The sequence below is a fragment of the Anaerovirgula multivorans genome, assembly GCF_900188145.1.
Classification (GTDB): Bacteria; Bacillota; Clostridia; order Peptostreptococcales; family Natronincolaceae; genus Anaerovirgula; species Anaerovirgula multivorans.
Genome location: NZ_FZOJ01000006.1, coordinates 66,027 through 92,029, shown reverse-complemented (window position 1 = coordinate 92,029; position 26,003 = coordinate 66,027). Strand labels below are relative to the sequence as shown.

Below are 26,003 nucleotides of genomic sequence, written 5' to 3'. Positions count from 1 at the left end.
AGATGAATAAATGCCAAAACCAACAGCACAACAACTGGAGAAGATTAATAAATTTTCAATGGTGCCTCTTACTGAGGAAAACACTTATGTCTTTGATGATTTGATGATTGATACAGGCGTTACGTCTTATTACTCAACTGTTCATGAGAATTTGTTACGCAAGTTTACTAAAGATGCCAACAGGGGCGTAGGGCTCCTGATGTCACACGATAATTGTAAGTTACCTATAGGTAGGTCTTTTGATGCAAGACTGGTGGAGGAAGAAACTGAGGGTGGCGACCTTATTAAGTCTGTCTATGGTAGCTTTTACATGGATTTAGGCAGGAACACCGAAAGTGGCATGACTACAGATGATGTCTCAAAAGGCATAGATGCAGGTACAATTTTTGATACGTCTATAGGTTTTAACGCCAAGACTTTTGAGTGCAGTATCTGTGGTAACGACATAAGACAGTGGTGGAAATGTGAGCATATACCTGGTAGAAAGTATGTCGTTGAGACTGATCAAGGTGACGAAGCTGTTACATGTCTTGTAATTGTAGGTGAGGATGGTGAGGGTGAATTACTTGAAAACTCTCTGGTGTACGCGGGGGCGTGTGACAGAGCAAGTATTGTTCGTAATTTTTCTACTGAAAGTGTTAAGGAATTTGATAAGGGGACTAACCTATATGTAGTAGATAATATAAAGAATGTTCCTCTGGAGAGTATTATATCAATGTACTACTCAAAAGATGGCCCGGTATTTTTTACCGATACACCAGAAAGGAATATGAAAGGGAGTGAAGAGTTGGATTTTAAGCAATTTCTAGAACAAATTAAATCTGTATTTGGTTTGCAGTCTGATAAGCCCGAAGAGTTTGTTGCTTCGTTGAAAAAGTATAAGTCAGACGTTGATGTTCAGCTTAGTGATCTAAATACTAAGGTGGGCGAGTACGAGGCTAAAATCTCAGAGCATGAAACATCTGTAACTGAACTCACAGATAGCAAGATTGACTTAGAGAAGTCTATTGAAGCTAAGAATGCTACAATTGCAGAGCTAACTACTGAGAATGAAAAGTTGACTGAGAAAGCAGGTCTTGCGGACACTTATCGAAGTGATTTAACAACTTCTACATTAGAATTAGGTGTTAGAGCACAAGGTAATGCTTTCAACAAGGCTATGTATGAAAGGTTCTTGGGTACTCTTTCTATCGATGAAATCAAAGAAGTCGCACAAGGCTTTGAGAAAGAAGTAAAGAGCAAGTTTGAGGGTACTAAGATCAGTACAACTAGAGTTAAAGGTGAGAAAGGTCAGAATCTTACTAAAGAAGACTTTGAGGATGAGCAGGAGTTTAGGGATCATGTGGCGGCGGAGGCAGCTAAGTATGCCACTGAGAATAAAGTTTCTATAGGGGAAGCTACTAAAATTGTGTACGCGCAGTTGAAAGAAAGGAATGAAGAATAATGGCGGGTCAATTTACAAGACTTCAAAAGACTTATCAGATTGAAGATACAGACGGTGTTAAGCTATATACTGGGGTAGTACATTCTGGTGAGAATAAGTGCAAGAAGCCTACTGCTGACAATGAGATACCTTTAGGTGTTATAGATAACGATGAGAGAGCTAATGATTCTGCTTTTAGTGCGGGCGGCAGCCAGACTAACAGAAATGTTGCTGTAAAACTTGAGGGCATTGCTTCTATCAAGGCTAGTGGGGTCATACCTGCTATGAGTAGGGTAATACTAGGTGCTGGCGGGGTAGCTAAGGCTATACCGAGTGATGCAGGAACATACAATGTTTTAGGTTTTGCAGAGAAGGCGGCCGAGGATGGTGACGTTATTCCTGTTAGAATGGCTTACCACGTAATTACGATATAATAAATTTTTGGAGAGTTGAGGTGACGTAGATGCCAGTAGTACAAAGACTTCATATAGACAAAGCTCTGTCCAACATTTCTATTGGGTACAGCAATGAGCAGTATATTGGAGATAAGATTTTTAAACCTATAGTAGTAAACAAGCAATCTGACAGATTCTATGTTTATGGTATGGAAAGGTTCAGAACTAATGATGACCACAGAGCACCTGGTACAGAAGCAAACGAGATCAACTGGACATTCTCAGATGAGTCTTACTTTGCTGAGGGCCATGCTTTAAGACATGCAATCGCCGACGAAGAAAAGCAAAATGCCGATGATGAGTTTAACCTAGAAACTGAGGGTACAGAATTAGTTACTGAGGGTATTCTCATGAACAAGGAAGTGGACGCGGCTAACAAGGTGCTGAATCCTAATGCATACCACGCTGATCTTAGAATCACTTTGGGTGCAGCGGGTGCTCCAGCTAAGTGGTCTGACTACACAAATTCTGACCCTATTTTAGACGTTCAAAAAGCTAGAGAAGCTATTCATAAGAAGTCTGGGCTAAGAGCAAATACTATTATCATGTCAGAGCCTGTTATGAATGTTTTAAAGCTACATCCTAAATTAGTAGACATCATAAAGTATGTGCAGAAAGGTATTGTTACCACTGACTTAATGTCTACAGCTTTTGGGGTAGACCAGATTTTGGTCGGTTCAGCTCTTGTGTCCAGTGTTAATAACCCTGGTCAAGTTGAGGCAGGACAGTTAGAGCCTTTAGATTACATCTGGGGTAATTCAGTAGTACTTGCTTATATTCCTAGTAGACCAGGTAAGAAAACTGCTGCCTTGGCATACAGCTTTATGTGGAATAAAGATGGGGCGGGGCCAGTACAGGTTAGAAAGTGGTATGAGACTAGTAGAAGGGCTACTGTTGTTGAGGCTGAAAGATGGTTTGACCAGAGAATGATTTCAAATGTGGCAGGCTTCTTGTTTTCAGATGCGGTAGTTCCGCTAGGTACTTTTTCATAATAACTAGAGAGCCACTACACAAGTAGTGGTCTTTTTACAAGGGGGTAGATAGTTTTGATTAAGCAAGAGCTTATAAGTAAGCTAACACAGTACGGTTATGAGATGTCTAAGCTTAAAAGGATGCCGAACACTAAACTAGAAGAAATGTTAAGTGATTGTATAAATAAAGAAACTGATACACAAGTTGGTGAATATGATAAGGGTGTTCGCGAAAGTGATAGTGTTGGTGAAATATGTAATAGTGCTGCGGAATCAAACGAAGGTGAAATTCAGTATGAAATGATAGAGATATGCCAGTTCACGTATCAGCCTAGGTTAAATGAGCAAAAGACTTTTACGCCAATGAACGGCACCAAGCGTGTTGTAATAGACGTAAGGTACGGAGGATCTGCACAGGTAGAGTTTAATGACAATGCGGGCCCTATACCCTTAATGCCAGGTGAAAGCACTCTATATGACTCAGGTGACCCATTTAAAATAAGCTCAAGCAGCAGACCTGTTATTTCTATAACCTATTTATGTTAGGACGTGTTACTAATGTATGAGCCAAAAATACTAACAGAGGGCTTTGAAACTGAGGTAAGGTCTAAACTAAGTGTTAAGAAGAGCGAGCTCTCTGATCAATCCATCCAATCTAAAGGGGTGGCGGGTTTATCAGAAAGTATGGTAATCAAGAGAGTACCTGCCTATAGTACGATAACAGATGAATCTGATCTAATGTTCCTAGAGGCCGCTGTCCAGTACTACATGAGCTACTTACTATGCCTTACTATGGCTAACAGACTGAAGCATAAGGTATCCACTATTGAAGTTAGCTGGGAGCGTAGTAAAGTTGATTGGCAGGCACTAGCTGCTGAGTTTTTAGGTCTATTTGAACACGCATTAGCAAACATTGAAACTGTCGAAGTGGTAGTCCCTGACTCTGCATTAATGGCGTTAGCCAAGATGGAGCGTGATGAATAGTGTTAGAAACCAAACGTGAGATTATAGAAGATGAAGGTTTACCTGTTACAGTATTTGACGGGCGTAACAATGAGCTTTTCAGTACAACAGCTTTGGTGGGTAAGGCTACCAGACAGTTTTTTAGTGAGATATCACTTGAATCTCACCGGCAGGGTCAGTTTTTTCCCGAGTTACAGGTGAAAAATGGCATGATTGTTAGGAACAACGTTACATCTGAGCACTACCTCGTAATGGCTAATTACCCAGAAGTAATAGAGGGTGCTCTGGCTACTACTATCACAAGGATGATCTCCTGTAATAGCAAGCTGAAGGTATTCACAATATTTGAATCAGCAGATACGAAGGGTAATATTACTAGGAGTCCTGTTGATAAGTACAGTGATATCAAAGTTTATATTGAGTTTATCGGTGGCGGGCTTGAGCAGAAGAAACATGGACAACATTATGAAATGATCTATAAAGTACATGCTCCGTATTTGGAGCTTGGTAATACAGATAGGCTTAGTATCGAGATTAATGGCAGCTACAAGGAGTTTAAGTTACTTAGTATTGACACCACTACATTTTTAGGTACTAGCCATATCACAGTGTCTACAGAAACGAGGTAATTATAGTGGCAATAAGAAGTATGGGCGGAGCAAAGAGAGGGTATAGCGGATACAGAAGTAGTGCCAAACAAAGTTATAGCAACTTTAGATCTGCCAATGTAGATTTTAAACCAACTAAAGCAGTACCCAGACACGGCAACCAGTTACTAAGGTTCGACAGTGTTAAATACGTAAATGACCTTAGGCAAGCATTAAAAGCTGCTACAAAGGAAATAAGGGATCTGCTTCAAGATGTTATTAAAAGGAATGTTAACTCACTACCTCTTAAGTTTAATACTGTTAAACTGGCTGGCGGGCTAGAGACATCTGACGCGGAGAGAGCTGCTGCACTAGCAAGTTCCATAGCTGTAGACTACCTTAAATGGAAGTCAGATGATGTGCTTGAAACACAGGTAAAGGCAATGGAGAATAATTTTAAGGACTCACATATTGGGTGGTACTACGAGATAGGTACAGGGGAGTACTCAGATGCTTCCCTATACAGTCAATATGGCTTTACACGTAGTCTTGGTGATCCCAACCCTTATCGTATTGCTAGTGTAGGTTCCTCTATTGTGAGTAGGAGCAAGAAAGATGGTCAGTGGAAAGACTTTGGAGGAAATATCCGAGAGACTGGTTCTGCAATTGGTGGGGTTGGCGGCACAGACCCTCCAAGTAAGAAAGACGGTACCAAAATAGCTCCAGATAAGTATGCTGAGATGGTGTCTAACTTTAGAACATATATTGGTGAGGATGTGCAAGCCTATAGATGGTTTGAGAAGTCTGTTGAAGAAGTTAGGGACCAGGTTGTAGACATCTACCTAAAGCATATAAACGACGTAGATATTACGGATTACATTTACACCAATACTTTGAAAGTGTAGGTGGGCGGCATGATAGTAACAAATTTATATAATAATGTGTATCGGATGTTATCAAATTCAGAAGCTGTACTAAACTATTTACAGATAGATAGTAGTCTACTCGAAGAGGAGTTACTCCTGCTTAAGGCAAGAAAGATTCAGAAAAGGTCAAAGCCTCAGAATTTAACTGAGTATATCCCTTTGATTACTTTCTATACCCCACCAGGGGGACGGATAGATACGGATAACTATTTGGTTTATTCTACACCAGTTGTGTTCGATGTTTATACTACAGATAACGTAGACTTAGCACACAATATATCGTCTTCTTTAGTTGAGCTTTTCAATAACAAGTTTCCTATTATGTGTGGTTTAGAGAGCTATGAAACAAAATTTTTAACTGCATATGAGAGTAGCGTAGACCAGAATAATGTGTACTGCTTCACTACTGTCATAGAGTTTTCTGTCACAGTTTAGAGAGGGGTGGTAGTCGTGGGTGATAACGACTTAAAACTTTACAAAGATGTTCTGGATAAATTAGATAGGACTAATCAAAGACTTGCTGAGGCTGTGATAATAGCTGTAATTGCTTTTTCACTAGCCTTTACACTGACTGTAGTATCTATCACCTATTTATTTTTCAGAAGTGACCGACCCCATTTAAGTACTGCGAGTACTAATACAAGTACTCGACCAACTGTCTTAACAAACAGCAACGAAATCAAAGTATGATGCTGAATATATTTTAGAGGGGGAGGTCGTAGTGAGTGAAGGATTAGAAAATCGAGTGGAGCAATTAGAAAAAAGAGTGTATAGGCAGGCGGAGAGCTTGAGTGACATACGTACAGATGTTGCTGTAGTACGTACTACGGTAGAGTCAATGTCACAAAGCATGATACAACTACAAGCACAAGTAACTAAGTTACAGTCATTACCCGAGCAGCGGTGGAATACTGTGGTAACTACTGCTATAGCTTGTGCTGTAACAACCTTCCTAACTGCCTGTATGTCATACTTCTTGATTGGAGGTGGTTTATAGTGATCTATACAGTAGACCATATCCCTATAAGCAAAGGGAAAAGACCAGGAACTACCCTAGTTCCTACTTCTATAACAGTTCACAATACTGCTAACACATCCTCCACTGCGAAAAACGAACGAGGTTGGCTTACTAACACCGAAAATATCAGAAATGCGTCCTTCCATATAGTGGTAGATGAAAATGAGGCTATCGAGTGCATACCGCTCACAGAAGTTGCGTATCACGCAGGTAAAGCAGTCGGAAACCGTACATCATTGGGTATAGAGCTGTGCGAGAGCGGGAACCAGGAAGTAGTGTGGGATAACGCAGTAAAATTAATTGCCAAGATGCTGTATGAACGAGGGTGGGCTGTAGACAAAGTATGCACACATAAGTCATGGAGTAGTAAAAATTGCCCACGATTAATTTTACCTAGATGGGATCAGTTTACAGCGGATATTCAAAAGGAGTTGTTAAAATTGAGTGTAGTTAAGGAACCAGAGAAGGTGCTGGATGAAGTATCAAACTGGGCGAAACTTGCACAATCATGGGTAAAGGAAAATGGCGTAAGTGATGGAACTAAGCCGAAAGATAGTGTCACAAGGGAACAAGTGTGGCAAATGCTATATGATTATGATAGGAAGGTGAAAAAATAATGATGGGTGGCTGGCTAATATGGATGATGCTAGCCTTGTGTGTACGACAATGACAATCATGGCAAAGATACACAGAGACTTGAAAGGGGATGAGTAAATTGAAGTATCGTAATTATGGATTATGGGTTTCTATCTTTTCACTTGTAGGTTTATTGTTAGGCAACTACGGTTTATATGAAACCATTGGACTTGACACAGAAAGCTACCAGACTATAGTAGACGCTCTACTAGCCACCCTGGCTATGGCGGGTGTGATATCAAACCCAGAGAAAGGTGATTGGTATAAAGATAGCAAGTAAGTTGTAACAATCAGAAAGGAGTTGAATTTTTTGGCTAATAAAAAAATGATTATAAAAGGTGTCGGAACAATGCTGGCTAAGCGAATCTGTGCCGATGGTAGTCCGGAGTTGCTAACCCTAGGTACATTACAGGACTTACGTATTACAATGAGTGTTGATGTAGACGAGATATTTGGTGGTGACGGCTTGTTTGCAATAGATACCATAGTTACTAGAAAAGGTATTGAGATAGTAGGTACAGATGCCAGTTTCGACCTAAACGCTGTATCCTTAATGATGGGTTCTACTTTAGAGAAAGGTACTACTAACATATGGGTGCTTAATGAGCTAGCCACTGTAGAGGACGTTTCTGGTACACCTACTATTGCCGTTGAGCATATTGTATCAGGTAATGATGTAGATATCTCAGTACGTTCTGCTGAGTCAAACTTAGTTATTGCAGGTGCTTTTACAGGTGTTGGTGGCTCTGCGATAACAGGAGCAGGTCTATCTGCTTTAGTAGGTAAACAAGTGTATGTAGCATACAAGCGACAGGTTACAGATGCAACATGGACTGACATTATGGCAGACGAGGTTCCTTTCCCTGTACACATCATACACCATGGCTCCTTCCAGCAGAAGGATGGTACCTTCCAAGGAGTTGAAACAGAGTTATACACTTGCCAAGCTAAGGGTGCTTTCTCTATAGACGCACAGAGGGCTACAGCAAGTACTTCTGCCGTTGAGTTGCAGGTTATCCAGCCTACAATAGGTAAAAAACTAGGTACTATCAAGCGATTCACTGACATCAGGTCTGGTACCACGTGTGGTGTGCTTAACGACTAGATAAGTTTTGGTAAGGATTAAGGATATAGGTAACATCTCCCCGACCTATATTCCCTTACCATTTTAATACAGGGGAGATATAAACGGGGAGGTTTATGTAATGGAAAAAACTAAGGCACAGTTAGAGAAAGAGCATTCAGAGAAGATAAACAAGGAAGCAGTAGCAAAAGTAAAGGAAGAAGTACTTACACAGGCAGAGGCTGATAGGATGGAGACAATATTTTTTGAGGATGATGCAAAAATAAGGCTGCGTGATGGTAAATTTTACCGTGTACATCCAAGTACACTTGGGGATGCTAGGCGTATTATGCGTTTAGTTAAAGTAGTTAATCTTGATGTTATATTGGCAAACTTTCTCCCTGATGAGAAGGGAAATGATCCAGATTTAGATAATCTATATGAATTACTTCTCATAGCATTTAGAAACTACCAGCATGTGGATGCTGATTATCTTGACAAGTACGTAGACCTAGCTATTGCACAAGAGATAGTTGAGGTAATACTAAATATTAACGGTATAGTAACAAAAAAGTAGAGGTTGGTGGGGCGGAAAACGAAACAGGTATAGTGGATGTTGAAGAGCAGAAACCATTGCATTGGGGTGAGATATTCTTTAGGCTCCACAGGTATTGTAACTTAGACAAGTGGAAGATATGGGAGTATACCCTGCCGCAGATAGCTGAGTTAATGAAACAAACTAACAAGCACATACAGTTTGAAGTCTCTACCCGAATGGGCCCAATGTCCTTATTTGGCGGGGCACAAGGTGCGTCTGATGGTACTAGTGACCAATCAACTACTGAAGGTGGTTATGAAGTAGCTACCGAAGAAGATATAAGAATGCTAGAAAGTTTTCTTGGTGGATTTTAGCCTGCTCTGCCTACTATTAGGTGGGCGGGCTATTGTTACATACTGGAGGTGATATTGTGGCAGGGGATAAAACACATTCTTTAAAAACTCAAATACAAATGAATCTTACTGGTCAGAAAAAGTTTACAGATATGTCTAAGGACTTTGAGAACTTGTCAACTAGTGCTTACGCAACAGTTGAATTACTCAGAGAGTTTAAGCGTGAACTAGGTAGCGTAGGTAATGTGGGAACTGAACAGCTAAAGAAACAGCTACAATCCTTGTCTGATTCTACGCTTGCATTAGATAGCACTAATTTTAGTAAGTCTCTCTCTAACAAGATAATGAAGTATCTTGATAAAGCAGATGTTATTCTTGTAGACAAGGGCGGGGCCGAAGTTAGCCAAAAACTAGAAGTAAACATGCCTGAAAATTTCTGGACTAAGAATAAACAATTATTTAAACAAGTAGTTAGTAAGTCGCTAGATAACGTTAAACTTACAGGTAAGTCAGGTAAAGTGCCTGAGTTTGATATGCGAAATGTTACAGGACAGTTTATGAATAAGTTCAAAGATTATGTGGATGTGCTTATAAACGACGATAAATTGTTTGACTTCTACACAAAAGATAAAACAGGTAAGATGGTTCCAAGACAGATGGCACCTATGAAGATTTCAGACGAAAACATGCAGAAGGTGATGACATCACTGGGTGCTCACATAGGTAACTACCTAGCAGACCCCAATAATCTTAAAATGGGTACGCCAACACCTATTAATATAGGTCAAGTGCAACTTGATTATATAATGCGTATGGTGGAGGAAAGGATAGCTGAGGCACTTAGACAGACTACAGTTGATTACACAGTGGCGGCTAAGGTTGACATAAACGCTCTTGTACAGAGTGTAGTTACTTCTGTTGAGCAGACACTAACAAAAAGTGGTGTAGGGCTTGCAGACGTAGACGAGAATAGAGTAAAACAGGTGGCAAAATCACTACAAGTACCTATAGATAAGGCATTGAAGGATATAGTTGGTAGGTATGCCACTACTCTAAAAGAGGCAACGCAGTCAGAAATGTCCTCCGAAGGTGTGCAGAAAGTGGCGTCTAAGATAGACACAGCACTTAATAAACACATTACCAATAAAGCTAATGAGGTGGCGGGGCAGTTATCAAGTTTTGACCCTAACATGTTTAGTGTTAAGACCAAGGATTTACACAAGGATGTTAAGAAGTCAATAGCTGCATCTATGGATGCTAGTGTAAGAGAGTTTACTCAAGCCTTCCCTAAACTAGAAGGTAGCGAGTTTAAAAGTGTAGTATTAAGAGAAAATTTAAAGGTTATTCAGCAAAGTATACAGGATTTGACTCACAAAAGTATAAAGAGCTATCTAGAAGATTTTAAAAAGTCCACAGCTAAAGTAGAGGTTGGACCGGACGTGTCCGTTGTAAGTTATACTAAGCAAGAAATGGAAAAGCTACAAGCTACCATAGTTAAGGTAACAAGAGCCATGATAAAGAAGCAGTTTGATGCACTAACAGCAGAGATTAAGGGTATTAAGCTAGATGCAGTTAGCCTGGGGTACAAGCCACCACAGGACTTTACTAGGTCTTTTGCTAGACCTTCGGTACCTAGGGGATACGAGTCTATTGGTGCAGGTGCTACAAGTTCGTTTGGCAGTAGTGCAGTCACTAGTGGCAGGGGTATAGCAACACCTAGGTTCGGTACAGATTTAAGTACTAGAAGTTTTTTAGGCTCTATAATGAACACTATGCGTTACATTACAGCAGGTGCTGTGATAGGTGCCCCTACCAGAGCTATTTATACAGGTGCTAGGTCTACGTCAGATTATGACTATGAGATGGCTAAAGCTAAACAGAATATCTTAATAAAAGACCCTACCATGAGTGGTGTGGCGACTAAAAGAGTCTACGAGGATTCTGTTTCAACAGGACTTTCTACATCAGGTACAGATTTCGATGACAGAGTTACAACAGAATCGAAGAGTCTACAAAGGTATATGAATGGCGGCGTAGACAAACACATACAAGCAATATCTAAAGCATATACAAGGTCATTAAGTGATATGGGTAGGGCTTACCATATAGCATCACGTAGAGCTACAGACCCATACGAAGCACTAGCAATGACTAGAGAAGTTGCAAAAATATATGCTGCGGAGGAAGACATAGGTATAGAAACAGCGGCAAAAGGTCTTGAATCTATATCAGCGCAGTGGGGAGTCAGCATGTATGACATGGATAGATACAGTAACATGATGTTAAAAACTGCTATGCTATCCAATACTACTGTCAAGGATTTAATCTCAACACAACAGTTGTCTGGTGCGGCTTTTAGGGGTGTTTTACCAGGCATGGATGATGAAAGAGCATATGCTACATCAATGGCTTTATCCTCACTATTTGTACAATCAACAGGTAGAACAGGTAAGGAGGGTGGAACTTTCTGGAGAGCAATACTACAAAGACCCTTTACAGGTGACGAGTTGTCACAGCTAGAAAATCTTTCAGGTGTCAAAGGGTTTGAAAATCTAAACCCATACTATATGGAGGACGGGGTTAAGAAGCAGAAAGACTTCTTAGAAGTGTTCTCAGACATAGTAGAGACAACTAGAAGAATAGACGACCCTTCTAGGCTAAGCTTAATGCAAGATATGTTCCCTAGGAGACACGGTGCCACAGCAGAGGCATTGTCTACAATGATAGAGGATATGCAAGAGGATTTAAACCTTACTGTGGAAAGATTACAGGCTACAGGTGCACTAGACCCTACTAAAACAGTTGCTGATTTCTCTTTTAAAGAGACTTTAGAGGCATACGTAGATAATATAATGAGTGTTACAGACGAAGAAATATCTGGGTATATAGCAGGGCTTCAGGATACATTTAAACTTACCACGCAAGGGTTACAGAGTCAGTGGGAGATAACTTCTTTTGAAATATTCAGTGACTTAAAAAGCGATTTCAGTAATGCCTCAACTTATCTGACTGCTATTTTAAGAAAATTTGAGGAGAATGGACACGAAGCGGCAGAGGTGATAAGAACTTTTGCAAAAGTTGGGGCGGCGTTAGTAGCCCAAGTAGCTCGGGGTAAGTTTAAAAATGCCATGAATGTGAAGTATAAGAAAGAAATATATGAAAAAAACTTACCCTACATGCAACACCTCACTAATGAAAACACTAGCATTGAACAAGATGTTCGTGATCTAGAAGTCCGTAGAAATTACTACAACAAAGAGTATACTGCACTTGGTGTTAGAGAAGCAGAGCTAAGCACAAATGGTCTTGGTGACACGCATGAGTATCAGAGAATAGTTGCAGAGAGGGAAATGCTAGCAAAGCAGGAGCAGGCTGTAGCATCTCAACAGTCTAGGCTACTTTTGCGGCGTAGGGAAAATGAAGTGTCTCTTGCTCACTTAGGGTCAGGGTTTACACTAGACGACGAAGCAAGAAAACGAAGTGCTTTGGCTGGTGAACGTGGTGTAGGTGATGCAATACTCAATGAAGAGATAAACAGAACATCGTCGCAACTAGTAGCGGAGAGCACTAAGCTCAACGCTATATATACTAAAATGGAAAGTGTACCAGAGAATGCACTGAAGGGGTTAGGCGAGCAGGCGGCGGCGACGGAGAAAAATATACAAGGATTAAACAAAAGTATGCACCAGCTCCTTGCCGAAAAAGAGTCACTAGGTTACGGTTTTAATAGACTAGCAAGTACACCTAGGACAGAGGATTTTGCTCTAGACGAATTTGAAAAACGCTATATGACACCAATAGATGAATTGTCTGGGCAGCTAAACCAAGGTAAAATAACCAATGAGCAGTTTAGGGAAGAGATCAGGTTACTCGGGGAAAGTGCTGGTGTAAGTGGTGAGGGCATAAACAAGCTACAAGTTAATGTAGAGTCGTTAAATAGGCAGTTAAGACAGGGAAACATAGATGCTAACACATATGCAGCGGGGTTGGATAATGCTACTAGAAACGCTTTTGGAAAAAACACTGTGACAGGTAAACCATTGAACACTAACATGGAGAGCGGACTAGGCTTACTAGATAAGCAGCTACCTTTAGATAATGCTGGTACAGCGGGATTTGCTTTAATGTCTCTAGTCAAGGCTATACCTAAGTTAGCCTTAATGATGGCAGCTTTCGACTTGGTTGGTGTAGGAATGGAAGCTGTGGCGGCAAGAGGCATGAAAAACTTTGAGATAGACAGTCTAATAGCTGGCAAAACAGAGAAGTATATTAGTAAGAGTGTCAGCAGAAGCGAGAGAAGCTGGTATAATCCACTTAGCCTACTTCAAACTATCAGTGGTGTGGATATAGGTGAGTTTTACGGCGATACTAAGTATTACCTAGGCAAGCTAACAGGTGCGCCGACAGAAGTTTCAGAGGCTCGTGATGCAGTTTTCGACGGTAAGCGGATGGGTCTAACAGACGAAGCACTAGAGGAGTATATATTAGATGAGTTAGGTAAGAAAGGACTTGACCCCACAACTATCAGTCGTAAGGCTAAGATGGAGATGCAAGAAGAGTACTTGAAGGTCATAGACCCTTTCACGGATAGGAAGGGTAATGTACTTGAGGCGGGGGACCCTAGATTAGCACAGATACCTTTGGAGGATATTACGGAGTTCCTGAATCATGTAATAAGTGAGCTACAGAATGAAATGTCTAAAGCTGATTATGAGTTTAACAGGGAGAGGTATAAGTTACTTGCTAAAGGTATGGCTGAGGATTCTGCCGAGATACGTAACATGCTAAAGAGGAAGCTGGACTTAGAGACAGAGTTAATAGCAGGTACTTTAAATGAACTAAATGAAAAGATCAAATTACTGGTGCCCGGTAGTTTACAAGAAACTGAAATGAGTCTGAAAATACTTGAGCTAGAATCTAAGCTGGGTGAGGTTGAGTATCAGACCGTGCAAAACCAGTTTGGGGCATTCGATGAGTATATGCGGAAACATGGTGTAGAAACATCATTTGCTCAAGCTAGGGGTGAAATTAAGCGTAACAATGCTATACTAGCGGGGGTAAGGTCAGGTTCAACAGCAAGTCTACAACTGGAAGCGAGGATGGCGAAAGAACAAGCAGGTATAACTAGCACAGCTATATCAAAACTAGAAAACTTGAAGCAGTCATTTCTAGACAACCCAGAGCAACTTGAGAAGATCAACCTACAGATTCTACAGCTACAGGCTGAACAAACAAGGTTGCTTGTTGAGATTGATGAGAAACTCAAAGGTCAACTATCTACATTTAACTTACCATCGGGCATGGAGCCTATAACCTATTATGAAGCAATGACAAGAGGAAACACACACAGGAATGTGAGCGTTCAATCCGGTGAAACGCTAGTGAATATAAATATAGACAACATGTCAGGTAGCGAAGAAGATGTAAAAAGAGTGCAGAGAGCTGTAGAGGATGGTGTATCAATGGTACAGAGAAATATAGCCAATGATTTAGCTAGGAATGTTCAGCAGAACATGGGTTATAATTACTACCCGATTAATCAATAGGGGGCGGCGGAGAATGTCAAGACAAAAACCTTTTTTAAATAGAAATGATGATGAGTCTACTAATGAACATGGTCAGTATAAGAAAAGACTTTTTGTAGACGTGGGGACGGAGTTCGAGGAAGTTGAGGCTCGTGTTGTTGAGCCTTACTCTCCACCCACACCGATACCGAAAGTAACTGAGCTTAGAATACTAGACGGGCCATCACACATTCACCACTCAGGTATGTCGGTGTATAAAACTTCGTTTAGTCTACTTTTTAATAGTAGGCAAGCTTATGCAAAGTATATGTCTTACGCGGGGTGGACGCATAAGTTTTATGATGAAAGAGGGCAAATATATACAGGTACAGTAGAAGACATAAAGGCTGTATCACATGAAGCCAACCGAAGGTATCTTGTAGAAGTTTCGTTAATTTTAATCAAGAAAGATAGCTTCATTAAAAAAGACAGATTTAGTTACACCGATATAGGAGGACACTGGGCGGAGCACAATATACGAGATATGGCTAATCTAGGATTAGTCTCAGTAGTATCATCTAATGGTGACCCAGTACTACTGTTTAGACCTAATGATTATATGACAAGAGCTGAGTTCACGCTTACTCTAAATAGGACTAAAAAACTTGTAGAAAGATTGGTCAGAGAGTAAAACTATTTCTACATTATATATTACTTTTGAATTTCCCGTCCACGTGTGGCGGGATTTTTTTATTAATCCCCTTAACTTTTGCCTACTGCACCAGTATATAAACATAAGCAGTAAAATAATATTTTGAGAGGGATTGGTTAAGTGAATTAATTAATTAAAGTAACAGCAAATGAAAATCTGGAACAAGTAGTAAGTGCAAAGGATCTATATTTAGGTTTGGGTCTTAATAGGACACACTGGAAAAGGTGGAGTGAGCAGAACATCGTGCAGAATGAATTTTTTCCAGAAAACGTACATTGGGTGGGGTTCGCCATTATGGCGAACGGTAATGAAACTGTTGATTTTGCAGTATCTCTGGAATTTGCGAAGCATATTGCTATGATGGCACGTACAGCAAAGTCACATGAATACAGGAGCTATTTTCTAGAGCTGGAGAAAAAATGGAATAGTCCAGAAGTTGTGATGGCTAGGGCGTTAAAGATGGCAGAATCCCGGATATCTCAACTGCAGGGCACCATAGAAGAACAAAAACCTTTTGGCATTAGCTGAGAAGAGAAGAGAATAGACAGAACAGGTACTGTTAGCTTAACTGATCTAACAAAGACCTTCGGTGTTAAACGTGGACAGATAAGTACGTGGGCTAAAATGAGTGGTTATCTACACAAAACTATAACGGAGGTTAATAAGACAGGTGAGAGCTACTTTAAAGTTGTTGAGTCGGACGATGGATTCAAGTCAATTGGTGTACTCAAGAACGGCATACAAAAGATATATGACAGCATGAATGATATAAAAATCTCCCCCACCTCAATAAAGCGAGTAAAGAAATAGTTTCTCTAAAATAAGGTAGAAGGCTGATATAGTATTCTACTTTTGTACTATACTAATGGTACAGGGGGTGGTAGGTGTGGCATGGTTAGATGTGCAACCTGGTGATTGGTTTTTTAAAGATGTAACAGAAGCAAGTAATATACAGGATGAGGATGGCGGCTTTCTAATCGCCAGTATACCTTATAATGCCTTTGAGGGAGGCTCGCCTTATTTATATACAGAAATAACTTCGCAGGGTCAAAGTGTTTTTACCCTTGATGTAAGTATAGTACCTACCTCAGATAATCCATTATTTGTATATATAGATGGTGTTCAGACAGTTTACAAAAGTGTAGAACAGGAGGGCGGACAGACGAAAGTCACGCTGTATTCACCAGCTAGGCAAGGTGCAGTAGGATCATTCATCAGCCTAGGGACACCTAGTGTGGATAGGTTCGGAAAGCCATATGGTGATACGTCTGGTGCAAGTTATCCTTCGTATACGTTAAGTAAAGCAGTTAACTATAAGTACGATAAGTTTTCGCGCAACTTACATGAGCAGGTTACTGCTTTCGGTAAGCTTTTAAGAAGAATAGATATATCGGATGCTGATTGGGCGGGGAATGTACAGAATCTGTTAGAGGCTAAAATAAAGTATAATACTGATGTTTATACAATATCACCACAAGGTGTAATGTATGTACCATATAACTTGAACAATGTGACATGTAGCATAACTTACTCTACTACGGATAGTTACGCGCAGACAACAGAGACCTTCAAGCCTACTTCTGCAAAGGTGCTGTTTTTAAATAGGTTTTTCCCTAACGCACAGATAAATAGAGCAGAGGCATTTATACTTGTTAATAAGCTAATGAAGATAATGTACCAAAGATTTACTGATGTAACACCACCGTCTAGAGTGATAGACGAGACCTTTACAGCTTATGAGGGTCAGGTAGCTTTTCTTACAAATGGTAAGTACCCATCAGGTAAAAATGAGCTAAAGGTGTGGAAAAATGGTACGTTATTAACTTACAGTGCTGACTATACTGAAACAAGTGATTACTCAGTTACACTGAATAGCCCACTATCTAGTGTTGACACGATAAGATACTTTTACGAAAGGTCTAAGAGTGACACCTTAGTAGATGTGGGGGAGGATACCAAGTACTACAATACAGCCACCTCAAGTTACATTGATGTAATAGGTACTGCTAGTGGATCGTGGTGGGCATCTCATATACTCGATCTTGAGAATGAGGTACTCTCGGATGGATCTAAAATGGTGTCAGGTACACCTGTTACAAGTACCTCTACCCATGAAGGGCAGAAAGTGGTTCACGTAGATAATGACTACAACCCTATAAGTGGTTCAGGTGACACAGAAACGTGGTTTCTTCCTTATACACACATAACTAGGGCGGAGGGTGCAAGTATTTTAAACAGGTTTAGAAAATTATGCATGGATAGGTTCTTGTAAAGGGGCGGGAGTATGCAACTTATAACAGATGAGTTCAAAAAATTAATAAGAAATAGACTTAAAGCAGGTAGCCAAGCAAGACCAAGGTGCGTAGTTGAAGTAGACCGTCTGTCCTACGTGCCGGGTAGGGTAGAAACGCTTGACTTCACCACCTTTGATATACAAGAGATAAAGAAGGTACAGCAGAGGTGGATAGCTAGTGACGGGTCAGGTGATTTTGATGGCACTACACAGCTACAAGGTGCATCGGCAGTCTTTCCCATACACGGGCACACACACGAGACAGCTACAAAAACCAGCGGCTATAAGACATCTTCAAGACCTTCACATACAGGTGTTGACTATGTATTGGCCAGTGGTACTTTCAAAGCACCACTAGTAGCTGTGTGGGCGGGTAAAGTTAAAAAGGTTGTATATTCTAACAGTACTACAGGTTATGGAAACTATATAGATATATTACACCCTAATGGTCTGTTATCTAGGTATGCTCACCTTAATACAGTTTCAGTCACAACAGGTCAAGAAGTGAGTGCTGGTGCTATCATAGGTACACTAGGTAACACAGGTAATGTTAGGAGTAAAGGTAAGGTTCCCTCTGCTGCAGAGAGGGCAGCAGGGGCTGGTGCACATCTACACTTTGAAGTACACAAAAGCATTAACAATACTTATGTGACTGTAAACCCAGAACCCTATCTAGTGGGTTCGGCAAAAGCTTACAAAAGTGTTCAAAATGTGGGAGGCGGGGCATCAGTAGGTGAGGAGATAGAAGGTTACCCTGGAGAGTTAAGGCTGTATGAAACCTTCGCAACACGTAACTGGCATACACTTTCAAGGTACGCTATAGATACTAACTTTAACGACTTGGTCACCTACGAGACAATAACTAATAGGGAAAGAGGCAACTGGCTGACTTATACATTTGGTTTTAAGCAGCTACAGCAGAAAATAACAACTGGCTTTAACATCACTTTAAACATGCTTAATGCTGGTTTTATGAATTTAGTGGTAAGGTCAGATTTTAAGTACGCTGAGGGAGACCGTTTTAGAGTGTTTGTTGGTAACTCAAATGATGCTTCGGTTAATCTAGGTACATTTGAAGGACTAGATAATATACAGGAGCTAAAAGATATCTATGTACCTAGAGGCGAAGTCACTATACGTATTGAGGTAGTTTTTGGTGGCAAGCATGACGCACTGCCGACTAATTATGCACCGCGGTTTGGCACTAAAAAGCTTTCTATCGGATACATTGAGGTACAAGAACTAGGCTCTATGAGTGTTAGCAGAAACAAGACAGCAGAGCAGTTAGACCCTACAAGTGGTGGTAGCACAATACAGCAAGGCTATTGGGTGGAGGAAGAGATAGACGACATTATGTTTAATAAAGTGTCTAACAAGATGGATATAGTGGTGGGCGACTTTGTCTATATGGACACACGTACACTAGATAATGTAACCAGTGTAAGTGTTAACAATTCACTGGATCAAGAGACTGCGGGTGCATCTGTCACTATCACCAACGAGAATGGTTCATACAGCCCTACGCATAGTCCATTTTACTTTCCAGAATTAAATCTAAAAAGTGTTTTCACTTACTGGGCAGGTAATTATTTGATAGGTGTTCTAAGTAATAACACGCCAATTAGAATTTATCTAGGCTACGGTAGCCACTTAGTGAGGGTGTTTACAGGTCTTATAGATAGGACAGATGAGGTGGGTGAGGGTGTGTCACTCACAGTTACAGCTAGGGATATGTACAAAAAGGCTGTAGATAAGGTACTGACAGAAGATAAGAATTACCCTGACGTTAACTTTCTAGAGGACGACACACCTGACTTTGAGATCTTAGACATAGAGAAGGTGGCGTGGCTTAAATCGGCTGTTATACATGATCTTATAGCACATGCAGGGTTAATTGGGTGGCGGGTAGTTGCAGATGATCTAAGGTACCCAGATGCTGTAATAGAGGAATCATATATAATACAGATTAATGAAAAGGCGGGTACTGTACTAAAAGCGGTACCGGGCGAGGAGGGGCAGTTTGAAGCAGTGCCTATTGATTCAATACCTACTCCACAAGGATGGAAAAATCCTTATGTAGAAGCATATGGTAGAAGCTTCGATCAGTTTTCTGCTAGGGTTTCAGACTGTATAGTTGAGGTGCTAAAGGACACAAATTACAGGGCATACTGCGACAGGTATGGTACTTTTAGACTGGAGCCTATACGCTTCAATAACCCTGTTGTAGAGTCAGTAGACTGTACAGAGAACCTAATGAGTATATCAAAGAACACTGACTACTCAAGGGTTAGAAGTCATATAATTATCGTGGGTAGTGATGGTAAGCCTCAGAGTTTTGTAGATAAAGAATTGCTGATGGAATTGAAAGGTGAGGTAAGGACTGCTGTGGTACAGCTTGATTGGGCGGATACATTAGAAATGAAAAGACAGGTAGCTCAGAGACTTTTTCTAGACATGAAGAGAGTAGCTAGAACGTTACAGGTGCGTATCCCTGGAAATCCTGCACTTGATGTGCTAGATAGAATAGATGTAACAGATAGAAACACGTCCACATATGCCACTTACACAATCAAAGGCATACAGGATGCGTACGATGCTGAAAGTGGTGAGTATACACAAACACTCGACTTATTTTGGGCGGGAGAGGACGTGATCGTATAATGATCAGAGCAGTACCTAATGAGAATATTATCTACCCAATCCTGGATTTAATAAGAAAGGAAGTAAGGCAAATCACACCTGATTCTAGTTTAGGTATGCCTAATGTAAAGCTGTATAGGGAACATCCTCTAGACAAAGACACTGTAACTAGTATAGAGCTTACGTATGAATCAGGTCATGTAGAGCAGGTGACATTAGGTTTAGGTAATGATGATGTAAATACCTACCCCGAAAACATGCGTAAGCAAGAATATGAGTACTACAGACACTTTAGGCTTAACTATGTAGTAATAACATTTCTTTCTCCTTCGTCAGATGTTATTACTGACTATTATATAGGTTTAGACTACGCTAAGGATGGCAATTTAGAAGGAAACAAAGTTGTAAAAAGGTAGCAAGAATGGGGAGGTTTACGTATGTCATTTAATGTTAGTTATTTATCGGGCGGGGTAGTTGATAAAGTAAGACAGCTACCTTACCCACATTTTTCAAAACTTACTGTCCCGTACATTAAAGGTAGGATGATTGCGGTAAACGGTGCGGGTACGTATGAAGATACTTTTTCTTTACCTTTCGATACAGAGTTCCTATCTGTTGCCTTTGCCTGTAGTGATTACTGTAAGGGTGACTATTGGGATTTCTATATAGGTGATGTTAAAGTATGTGAAACAATATATACTAAAGAACTGCCTGAGAGTGTATCAATGGGTAATAGTTTCGGTATTGTATACCCACTGGAGCCTAATGCTGTGCTGAAATTTGTTTTCACTAGTGTAAATACTGGGGAGAAGAGTGTATGGTACAATGTAAAATTTTTAAGGTCGGATGGTGATGCTTAATGAACGAATGTTTAACACCTAATAAACCATGTGCTTGGATTACAGAAACCTCACAAGTAAACAGCCTAGTAAAGGATATTGTGGAGAAAGTTTCTGCTTCAACTATACCTATTGCGGGCGGGGGGACAGAGACTAACAAGTGGAAAAAAATATTCACTGAGCTTCAAAGAGACTGGATTACTTATACACTTTACACACAAAACACAACTGTAGACTATACTCACACAGGTGGCGGCTTATCTAGGATAAACAAATTAGGTACGCAGACAAATCATGTAGATGATAACGGGTACGTATGGGAACTGTCTCCTGACACACCTTATACAGGGTATGACGAGTCGTATCGAACAGGCAGAAAAGTAAACGTGAAGAGCTTTACACATGGAGGAACAGTTTATAATATACCTGATGCTTTAGTAACCTTGGTGGATATGCAGCCTAATTTCCCAGAGAGCACGTTCAGCAACCCTTGGGAAAAGTATCAGGCGTATGTGGTAAAGCACGCAAGAATAGACTACACAGGCAATGAAGTTGAGGACGTTAACTGGAATCAGTTTAAACTATTAGCACCTATGCCTGACGACTGGACGTACTACCTATATTTGAGGAGCAAGGGTTCTAACTTTCTTTTGCACAGATACAGAGAATACAGCGATGGTAAATGGTCAAACCTGTCTATTAACCTTTTGATAGTAAGCACTTATACAGTAACCCTTAACAGGTTTACTCCTACCCACAACTCTATACCTGCTATAGGGGTTTTACAGCATGAGGGCGGCGAGATCGTAAACGTACTTTTAGAACAGCCAGAAGACAATGCTAATTACTTCAAGATCAGGTATGGTTTTGCGGTAGAAGGTGACATAGTACCTAGCTCGGATAACCAGTATGCGGTGAATACGTATAATAAGGCTTGTGACTTAAGTACAGTAGGGGCAGGTAAGACACCAGTAGTGATTGACCAGTATGAAGCATACTTAGCGTGGGAGCGGCAAGTATATGAATCTAACCATTTTGTACCTAGAGTCTTTAACATTGTAGACGGGTTCACTAGTCCAAACACGTTGGCGTTTACTAGTGCTGACTACACAGAATCGTGGATAGCAGATAAGAAACGCCCTTTCTTCTCTACGGTGGACTATTATATAAGTGTGGATAATAGTAGACTGGTAATGATTTTACAAGGGGACCCTAGTCATGGTATAGATAACTATTATAGAAACTTAGTATATATAGGGATGACAGAGGACCTAGCTACTACACCATCTACAGGAAACTTTGCGGTAACGGCGGGGACAGGTGAGTTAACAGCAGCAAAAGCAGGTATGACTTATAATAATATAGATAAGACAAAGAATAATAGTTACTCTGCATTTGGTAGACATTCTTCTAATGGGATGGATTCAGTATCGATGTTTAAAGGTAAATCAGGACTATACTTCCAAGAGTATCACCCTGCCTTCTTGACACACTTACCAAATTACCCAACGGTGGGAACTATACCTAGCCCACTACAGAGACTAGTACTAGATATACATGGTTTTAATGCTTCTCTTTGGACGGAGGAGATACACTCAAGTCCAATATATTTAGTCAATTTTTATGAAGGTTACAGATGCAACTTGTATGGTGTTGTAGCAATACATGACCACAATATGATCGACGGCGAGGAACTAGAAATGCAGATAGGTAACACAACAGAAGTCTATAAATTTTTCAGTCTGAACACACACATTAATATGTTTAGTAAGTCACCTACTACATTTAACACCTCAATAGCAATACTCAAGGAAGTAAAAAATAATTAGTCTGGAGGAATGCAAAATGGCTCATTTTAAGTGGGTGGAGAAATACGATGTCAAAGCTAAGCGATTTTTAAATTTTTTGAAAGAAGAAGTAGTAGATAACCTCACAGCATACCCTTTTAATGCAGATGCTGGCGAGACTGCTGAAAATAACGTATGGACTGTACAGTCTAGCGAAACTGACACAGATGGTAATATTACTTCTATTATATTCAAAAGGGGAGTGGCGGACGGGCAAGTAGGTAAAGTATTCTATGTTAAATTCTTTAATGAGACTTTAGCCTCTGATAGCACTTATGCCACGTTCAGTGTGCAGGTTTTGGAGAACTATAATGAAGGTACCAGCACATTTGGTAATGCTGGTCCAGTTGCCAAGTATCAGTGTGCGAATGAGAGCATAGCTAATACAGAGAGGTCAAAAGAAAGTGCTTTGCATGTCTTTTTGAATATCACAAATAAAAGACTAGCTATGGTTATCGTAGCTGACCCTGTTGTTAACTTTAATGATTACAGAAAATCTTTTATGTATGCTGGTGAAATAGTTACTTTTGAAGGTAATGTAGATGATATCGACGGCAACGTACTACTTACTGCGGGGTGTGTTAACGTGGAGCCTACTATGGCACAGCTTCAATCTAAAACACCTTCTGAGTATTTCGGGGTGTATACCTCACCAGGTAATAATACTTTCCAGATGTTAGGTACTAAATCAGGAGTAAGGTTCCAAAAACATTACCCTGCTTTTATAACGCAGGCACCTAAGCCAGGTAATGCATTTGTAGATTCAGTTTTGGGTGATACGGGTCTTGAGCTAGAAGCACAAGGCTATCAAGCGTCTAGGTGGACGGATAAGTACCACTTATCTCCTATATACGTAGCCCACCCATATGAAGGTTACAGAGGGCACCTATTTGACTGTATATCCGTTATAAGACACAATATACTCCATATGGATAAACTTATTATAGATGTGGATGTGTGCAAGTATCCAGACAAGAAGTGGAAGCAAGAAGTTTTCAGATACTTTGACATAAACACTGAACAGAATTTCTATAAGCTCTCTCCGAATCAAGGAACTGCGGTAGCTCTACTAGCAGAAGTCAGATACTAAGACTACCTAAAGGTAGTCTTTTTCGTCAGGTGGGTGATGTAATTGAGTTATAACTTTAAACTAATAGACTACTATGTTTCCAATCAAAGCTATGTTTTTAAGATTTCAGCCCCTACATTAAAAGATGGTTTCGAGTTCGCTTATATACCAATATCTAAGTTTCCTAGTCTTTTAATGCTTGACTACTTTATTGGTAAGCGTTTAGACGAGCCTATTCTGGCTGGCTACTTTACAGATATGCTTGAAGCAAGTGATGGCGGGTTTGTGACTTTGGATAATTTTAGGAGGTCAACCTTTTCTAATCTGTTAGGGGTGTCTAAAAAAGAGTTAGGCTGCAGTAAGGTTTACCCCAAGCAGTTTACAAGAGACATATACAAGCGTGGTATCTCTGACGAAAAGGATAACTTGCGGGGGGATCTGGAGAGAAACCTGCATTTTCAGAGCATCTATGTAGATGCATATTCTTCAAGTAAGCAGATTATTAATAATTCTATAGATATGTTTCAGCGAGATTCTACAGAGTGGCACAGTGTTTTAAGTAAAGCTGTAACGAGCTTAATTGACATACGGGGGTGTGACGTTCAGAGCCATATAAGTCCTGGGCGTGTAAACACGTTTGGTGGCGAGGTTGCTAGTGTCACTGACATCTTACGAAGTGATTTACAAATGGGGTATAAAACTGAAAGTAGCTATTTGCTTGACCGAGACTATAGCTTGCAAGCAACAGTCAGTGACACACTGTCTAGTGACAGACCACTCGAACACATAGCTGGTCTAGTAGACTTAGCTGTGTCTGATAATGAACACGAAGGAGAATTTGTGACTAGTAAACAGTTTGGCAGGGATTTTACTATATTGGTTGAGTCTGTGAGTAGCATAGTAGCTACCAAGACTGCTGAACAAGGTGTTGAGTACAGTGATCTTGTATTATCTTCTTCGGATTCGTTTAGAGAGGCTAGTACACACGATGCCTCACTGTACTCGAAACCCCGACGTAAGCTCAGAAAAAATATGGGTGGGGAGGCAAGTAGAGAGCAGGGTAGGCCTATATTTAAAACATTCACACCTATGGCTACACATCGAAGAAACACTGACAGGTTGAGAAAACACTATATGGACAATGCTATAACGCAACAAAGCAAAGACCTGACGAAGCATTCTATAGGCTCTTATTTGAAGCCCCGTAGCAAAGGTTTGAGTAACCACGGGGCTTACTCCTTAATAAGGCAGGAAGATAAGAGTATTAAGCAAAACTATGCCATAGACTCTATCAGACCTAACTTCAAACACTTAAACAATACACAGAGGAACCTAGAGTCAAAATGGGTGGGCAGGGAGAAGCTAAACAGAAAAAATATAGACATTTACAAGAGGGAGAAAGTAGTACCACTGACCAAACAGCATCAGGTATCGCTATACAATGAGAAACTAGGTAGTTTAGTCGACGACATCTTATCAGACAAGTTTAAGGATTTTGTCATCACAAATGATAAGGATATACCAGTGACAAAAGGGCAAGGATTGATCCATAAGTATGATGACATTTTAAAAGAAGGTATGGATGTCTCAGAATGGGAGAATGGATTCTTTGTACCCGAAGATTATGATTCAAGTGATCCATTTAATCCTTATTATCCTTGGGTGGAGAGCTATAACAAGCAGACAATACAAGATAAAGATTGGTGTAAAAACTGGCAGTTTAACGATAGAGACGAGATGGAATCTAAAGAAGGCATGTGTGTTATAGGTACTGAGGGTGACTCTTTTAAGCTCAGTGTGGATGTTGAGATAGGGCAGGGTATAGAGTGTATTTCTGGCATTGTATTTAATTACAAGGATTCTTCAAACTATTATTTACTAGAGTTAAAACAAGGTAGCCTAAATCCTGTGTCACTGTACAGGGTTGTGGGTGGTGTGAAGAAGAAAATTTTGTCACCCTTGACAAAAATGTCATTGGTGGCGGGGCAGTTCTACACAGTGTCTATAGAATCTTTAGACAGTAAGGTAAAAATAAAAGTAAATAATAGATTGGTATATGAGTTTAACTTTTAGCATCTTCTCTGGTATATAACTATGAAGTCAAATTTATAAAATAACAAAAACTAGGGGGGAATTATTGATACCTGGTAAAGGGTTACAAGTAAT

Annotated in this window: 25 protein-coding genes and 1 pseudogene; all 26 read left to right on the top strand. The window is 40.3% G+C overall.

Annotation, left to right across the window (positions count from 1 at the left end):
• Positions 1-10 precede the first annotated feature (10 nt).
• Complete coding sequence (locus CHB72_RS07910; protein ID WP_089282345.1) at positions 11-1,444, top strand: coiled-coil domain-containing protein; 1,434 nt, start codon at positions 11-13, stop codon at positions 1,442-1,444.
• A complete protein-coding gene (locus CHB72_RS07905; protein WP_089282344.1) occupies positions 1,444-1,857 on the top strand; it encodes a hypothetical protein in 414 nt (137 codons plus the stop codon). The genes CHB72_RS07910 and CHB72_RS07905 overlap by 1 nt, the downstream gene beginning before the upstream one ends.
• A gap of 29 nt (positions 1,858-1,886) precedes the next feature.
• Positions 1,887-2,870, top strand: coding sequence for a hypothetical protein (locus tag CHB72_RS07900; RefSeq protein ID WP_089282343.1), 984 nt, complete (start codon positions 1,887-1,889; stop codon positions 2,868-2,870).
• 54 nt (positions 2,871-2,924) lie between these two features.
• Complete coding sequence (locus CHB72_RS07895; RefSeq protein ID WP_089282342.1) at positions 2,925-3,395, top strand: hypothetical protein; 471 nt, start codon at positions 2,925-2,927, stop codon at positions 3,393-3,395.
• A gap of 12 nt (positions 3,396-3,407) precedes the next feature.
• Entirely contained in the window at positions 3,408-3,833 is a 426-nt protein-coding gene (locus tag CHB72_RS07890) for a hypothetical protein (RefSeq protein WP_089282341.1), read from the top strand.
• Complete coding sequence (locus CHB72_RS07885; protein ID WP_089282340.1) at positions 3,833-4,441, top strand: hypothetical protein; 609 nt, start codon at positions 3,833-3,835, stop codon at positions 4,439-4,441. The genes CHB72_RS07890 and CHB72_RS07885 overlap by 1 nt, the downstream gene beginning before the upstream one ends.
• A gap of 5 nt (positions 4,442-4,446) precedes the next feature.
• Positions 4,447-5,304, top strand: a complete 858-nt coding sequence (locus CHB72_RS07880) for a hypothetical protein (RefSeq protein ID WP_089282339.1) — start codon at positions 4,447-4,449, stop codon at positions 5,302-5,304.
• Positions 5,305-5,313: 9 nt separating this feature from the next.
• Positions 5,314-5,760, top strand: coding sequence for a hypothetical protein (locus CHB72_RS07875; RefSeq protein WP_089282338.1), 447 nt, complete (start codon positions 5,314-5,316; stop codon positions 5,758-5,760).
• 15 nt (positions 5,761-5,775) lie between these two features.
• Positions 5,776-6,015 (top strand): hypothetical protein, encoded by a 240-nt coding sequence (locus CHB72_RS07870; RefSeq protein ID WP_089282337.1) that lies wholly within the window; start codon positions 5,776-5,778, stop codon positions 6,013-6,015.
• Between the two features lie 31 nt (positions 6,016-6,046).
• Positions 6,047-6,322, top strand: coding sequence for a hypothetical protein (locus CHB72_RS25890; protein ID WP_141131356.1), 276 nt, complete (start codon positions 6,047-6,049; stop codon positions 6,320-6,322).
• Positions 6,229-6,714 (top strand): annotated as a pseudogene (locus CHB72_RS28240) (peptidoglycan recognition protein family protein); the annotation flags it as partial. The gene CHB72_RS25890 and the pseudogene CHB72_RS28240, both read left to right, overlap by 94 nt.
• A 69-nt stretch (positions 6,715-6,783) precedes the next feature.
• Positions 6,784-6,960 carry a hypothetical protein gene (locus tag CHB72_RS27280; protein ID WP_242975081.1) on the top strand — a complete coding sequence of 59 codons (177 nt, stop codon included), beginning with the start codon at positions 6,784-6,786 and terminating at the stop codon, positions 6,958-6,960.
• 98 nt (positions 6,961-7,058) lie between these two features.
• Positions 7,059-7,259 (top strand): hypothetical protein, encoded by a 201-nt coding sequence (locus CHB72_RS07860; RefSeq protein ID WP_089282336.1) that lies wholly within the window; start codon positions 7,059-7,061, stop codon positions 7,257-7,259.
• Positions 7,260-7,289: 30 nt separating this feature from the next.
• Complete coding sequence (locus CHB72_RS07855) at positions 7,290-8,084, top strand: hypothetical protein (RefSeq protein ID WP_207652520.1); 795 nt, start codon at positions 7,290-7,292, stop codon at positions 8,082-8,084.
• A gap of 100 nt (positions 8,085-8,184) precedes the next feature.
• Positions 8,185-8,619 (top strand): hypothetical protein, encoded by a 435-nt coding sequence (locus CHB72_RS07850; RefSeq protein WP_089282335.1) that lies wholly within the window; start codon positions 8,185-8,187, stop codon positions 8,617-8,619.
• Positions 8,620-8,771: 152 nt separating this feature from the next.
• Positions 8,772-8,954 (top strand): hypothetical protein, encoded by a 183-nt coding sequence (locus CHB72_RS27000; protein ID WP_207652519.1) that lies wholly within the window; start codon positions 8,772-8,774, stop codon positions 8,952-8,954.
• 32 nt (positions 8,955-8,986) lie between these two features.
• Positions 8,987-14,479 (top strand): phage tail tape measure protein, encoded by a 5,493-nt coding sequence (locus tag CHB72_RS07840; RefSeq protein ID WP_089282333.1) that lies wholly within the window; start codon positions 8,987-8,989, stop codon positions 14,477-14,479.
• 13 nt (positions 14,480-14,492) lie between these two features.
• Positions 14,493-15,128, top strand: coding sequence for an S-layer homology domain-containing protein (locus CHB72_RS07835; RefSeq protein ID WP_089282332.1), 636 nt, complete (start codon positions 14,493-14,495; stop codon positions 15,126-15,128).
• 153 nt (positions 15,129-15,281) lie between these two features.
• A complete protein-coding gene (locus tag CHB72_RS07830) occupies positions 15,282-15,677 on the top strand; it encodes an antA/AntB antirepressor family protein (RefSeq protein ID WP_089282331.1) in 396 nt (131 codons plus the stop codon).
• A gap of 358 nt (positions 15,678-16,035) precedes the next feature.
• On the top strand, positions 16,036-17,421 hold the full coding sequence (locus tag CHB72_RS07820) for a hypothetical protein (protein WP_089282329.1): 1,386 nt from the start codon (positions 16,036-16,038) through the stop codon (positions 17,419-17,421).
• Between the two features lie 12 nt (positions 17,422-17,433).
• The gene (locus CHB72_RS07815) at positions 17,434-20,103 is read left to right on the top strand and encodes a M23 family metallopeptidase (RefSeq protein WP_089282328.1); all 2,670 of its coding nucleotides are present in this window, start codon (positions 17,434-17,436) and stop codon (positions 20,101-20,103) included.
• The gene (locus tag CHB72_RS07810; RefSeq protein ID WP_089282327.1) at positions 20,103-20,498 is read left to right on the top strand and encodes a hypothetical protein; all 396 of its coding nucleotides are present in this window, start codon (positions 20,103-20,105) and stop codon (positions 20,496-20,498) included. The genes CHB72_RS07815 and CHB72_RS07810 overlap by 1 nt, the downstream gene beginning before the upstream one ends.
• 21 nt (positions 20,499-20,519) lie before the next feature.
• Positions 20,520-20,942, top strand: coding sequence for a hypothetical protein (locus CHB72_RS07805; RefSeq protein ID WP_089282326.1), 423 nt, complete (start codon positions 20,520-20,522; stop codon positions 20,940-20,942).
• Positions 20,942-22,750: a hypothetical protein gene (locus CHB72_RS07800; protein WP_089282325.1), complete on the top strand. Its 1,809-nt coding sequence runs from the start codon at positions 20,942-20,944 to the stop codon at positions 22,748-22,750. The genes CHB72_RS07805 and CHB72_RS07800 overlap by 1 nt, the downstream gene beginning before the upstream one ends.
• A gap of 16 nt (positions 22,751-22,766) precedes the next feature.
• Positions 22,767-23,858 (top strand): hypothetical protein, encoded by a 1,092-nt coding sequence (locus tag CHB72_RS07795; protein ID WP_089282324.1) that lies wholly within the window; start codon positions 22,767-22,769, stop codon positions 23,856-23,858.
• 42 nt (positions 23,859-23,900) lie between these two features.
• Positions 23,901-25,910 (top strand): hypothetical protein, encoded by a 2,010-nt coding sequence (locus CHB72_RS07790; protein ID WP_089282323.1) that lies wholly within the window; start codon positions 23,901-23,903, stop codon positions 25,908-25,910.
• The last annotated feature ends 93 nt before the right edge of the window (positions 25,911-26,003 follow it).

Bases quoted from the DNA above. Each gene is read 5' to 3' on its own strand.
- CHB72_RS07805 (WP_089282326.1), top strand. From the start codon at position 20,520: ATGTCATTTAATGTTAGTTATTTATCGGGCGGGGTAGTTGATAAAGTA.
- CHB72_RS07835 (WP_089282332.1), top strand. From the start codon at position 14,493: ATGTCAAGACAAAAACCTTTTTTAAATAGAAATGATGATGAGTCTACT.
- CHB72_RS07850 (WP_089282335.1), top strand. From the start codon at position 8,185: ATGGAAAAAACTAAGGCACAGTTAGAGAAAGAGCATTCAGAGAAGATA.
- CHB72_RS07910 (WP_089282345.1), top strand. From the start codon at position 11: ATGCCAAAACCAACAGCACAACAACTGGAGAAGATTAATAAATTTTCA.
- CHB72_RS07875 (WP_089282338.1), top strand. From the start codon at position 5,314: ATGATAGTAACAAATTTATATAATAATGTGTATCGGATGTTATCAAAT.
- CHB72_RS07890 (WP_089282341.1), top strand. From the start codon at position 3,408: ATGTATGAGCCAAAAATACTAACAGAGGGCTTTGAAACTGAGGTAAGG.
- CHB72_RS07810 (WP_089282327.1), top strand. From the start codon at position 20,103: ATGATCAGAGCAGTACCTAATGAGAATATTATCTACCCAATCCTGGAT.
- CHB72_RS27000 (WP_207652519.1), top strand. From the start codon at position 8,772: ATGAAACAAACTAACAAGCACATACAGTTTGAAGTCTCTACCCGAATG.
- CHB72_RS07795 (WP_089282324.1), top strand. From the start codon at position 22,767: ATGGCTCATTTTAAGTGGGTGGAGAAATACGATGTCAAAGCTAAGCGA.
- CHB72_RS07800 (WP_089282325.1), top strand. From the start codon at position 20,942: ATGAACGAATGTTTAACACCTAATAAACCATGTGCTTGGATTACAGAA.
- CHB72_RS07815 (WP_089282328.1), top strand. From the start codon at position 17,434: ATGCAACTTATAACAGATGAGTTCAAAAAATTAATAAGAAATAGACTT.
- CHB72_RS07900 (WP_089282343.1), top strand. From the start codon at position 1,887: ATGCCAGTAGTACAAAGACTTCATATAGACAAAGCTCTGTCCAACATT.
- CHB72_RS07905 (WP_089282344.1), top strand. From the start codon at position 1,444: ATGGCGGGTCAATTTACAAGACTTCAAAAGACTTATCAGATTGAAGAT.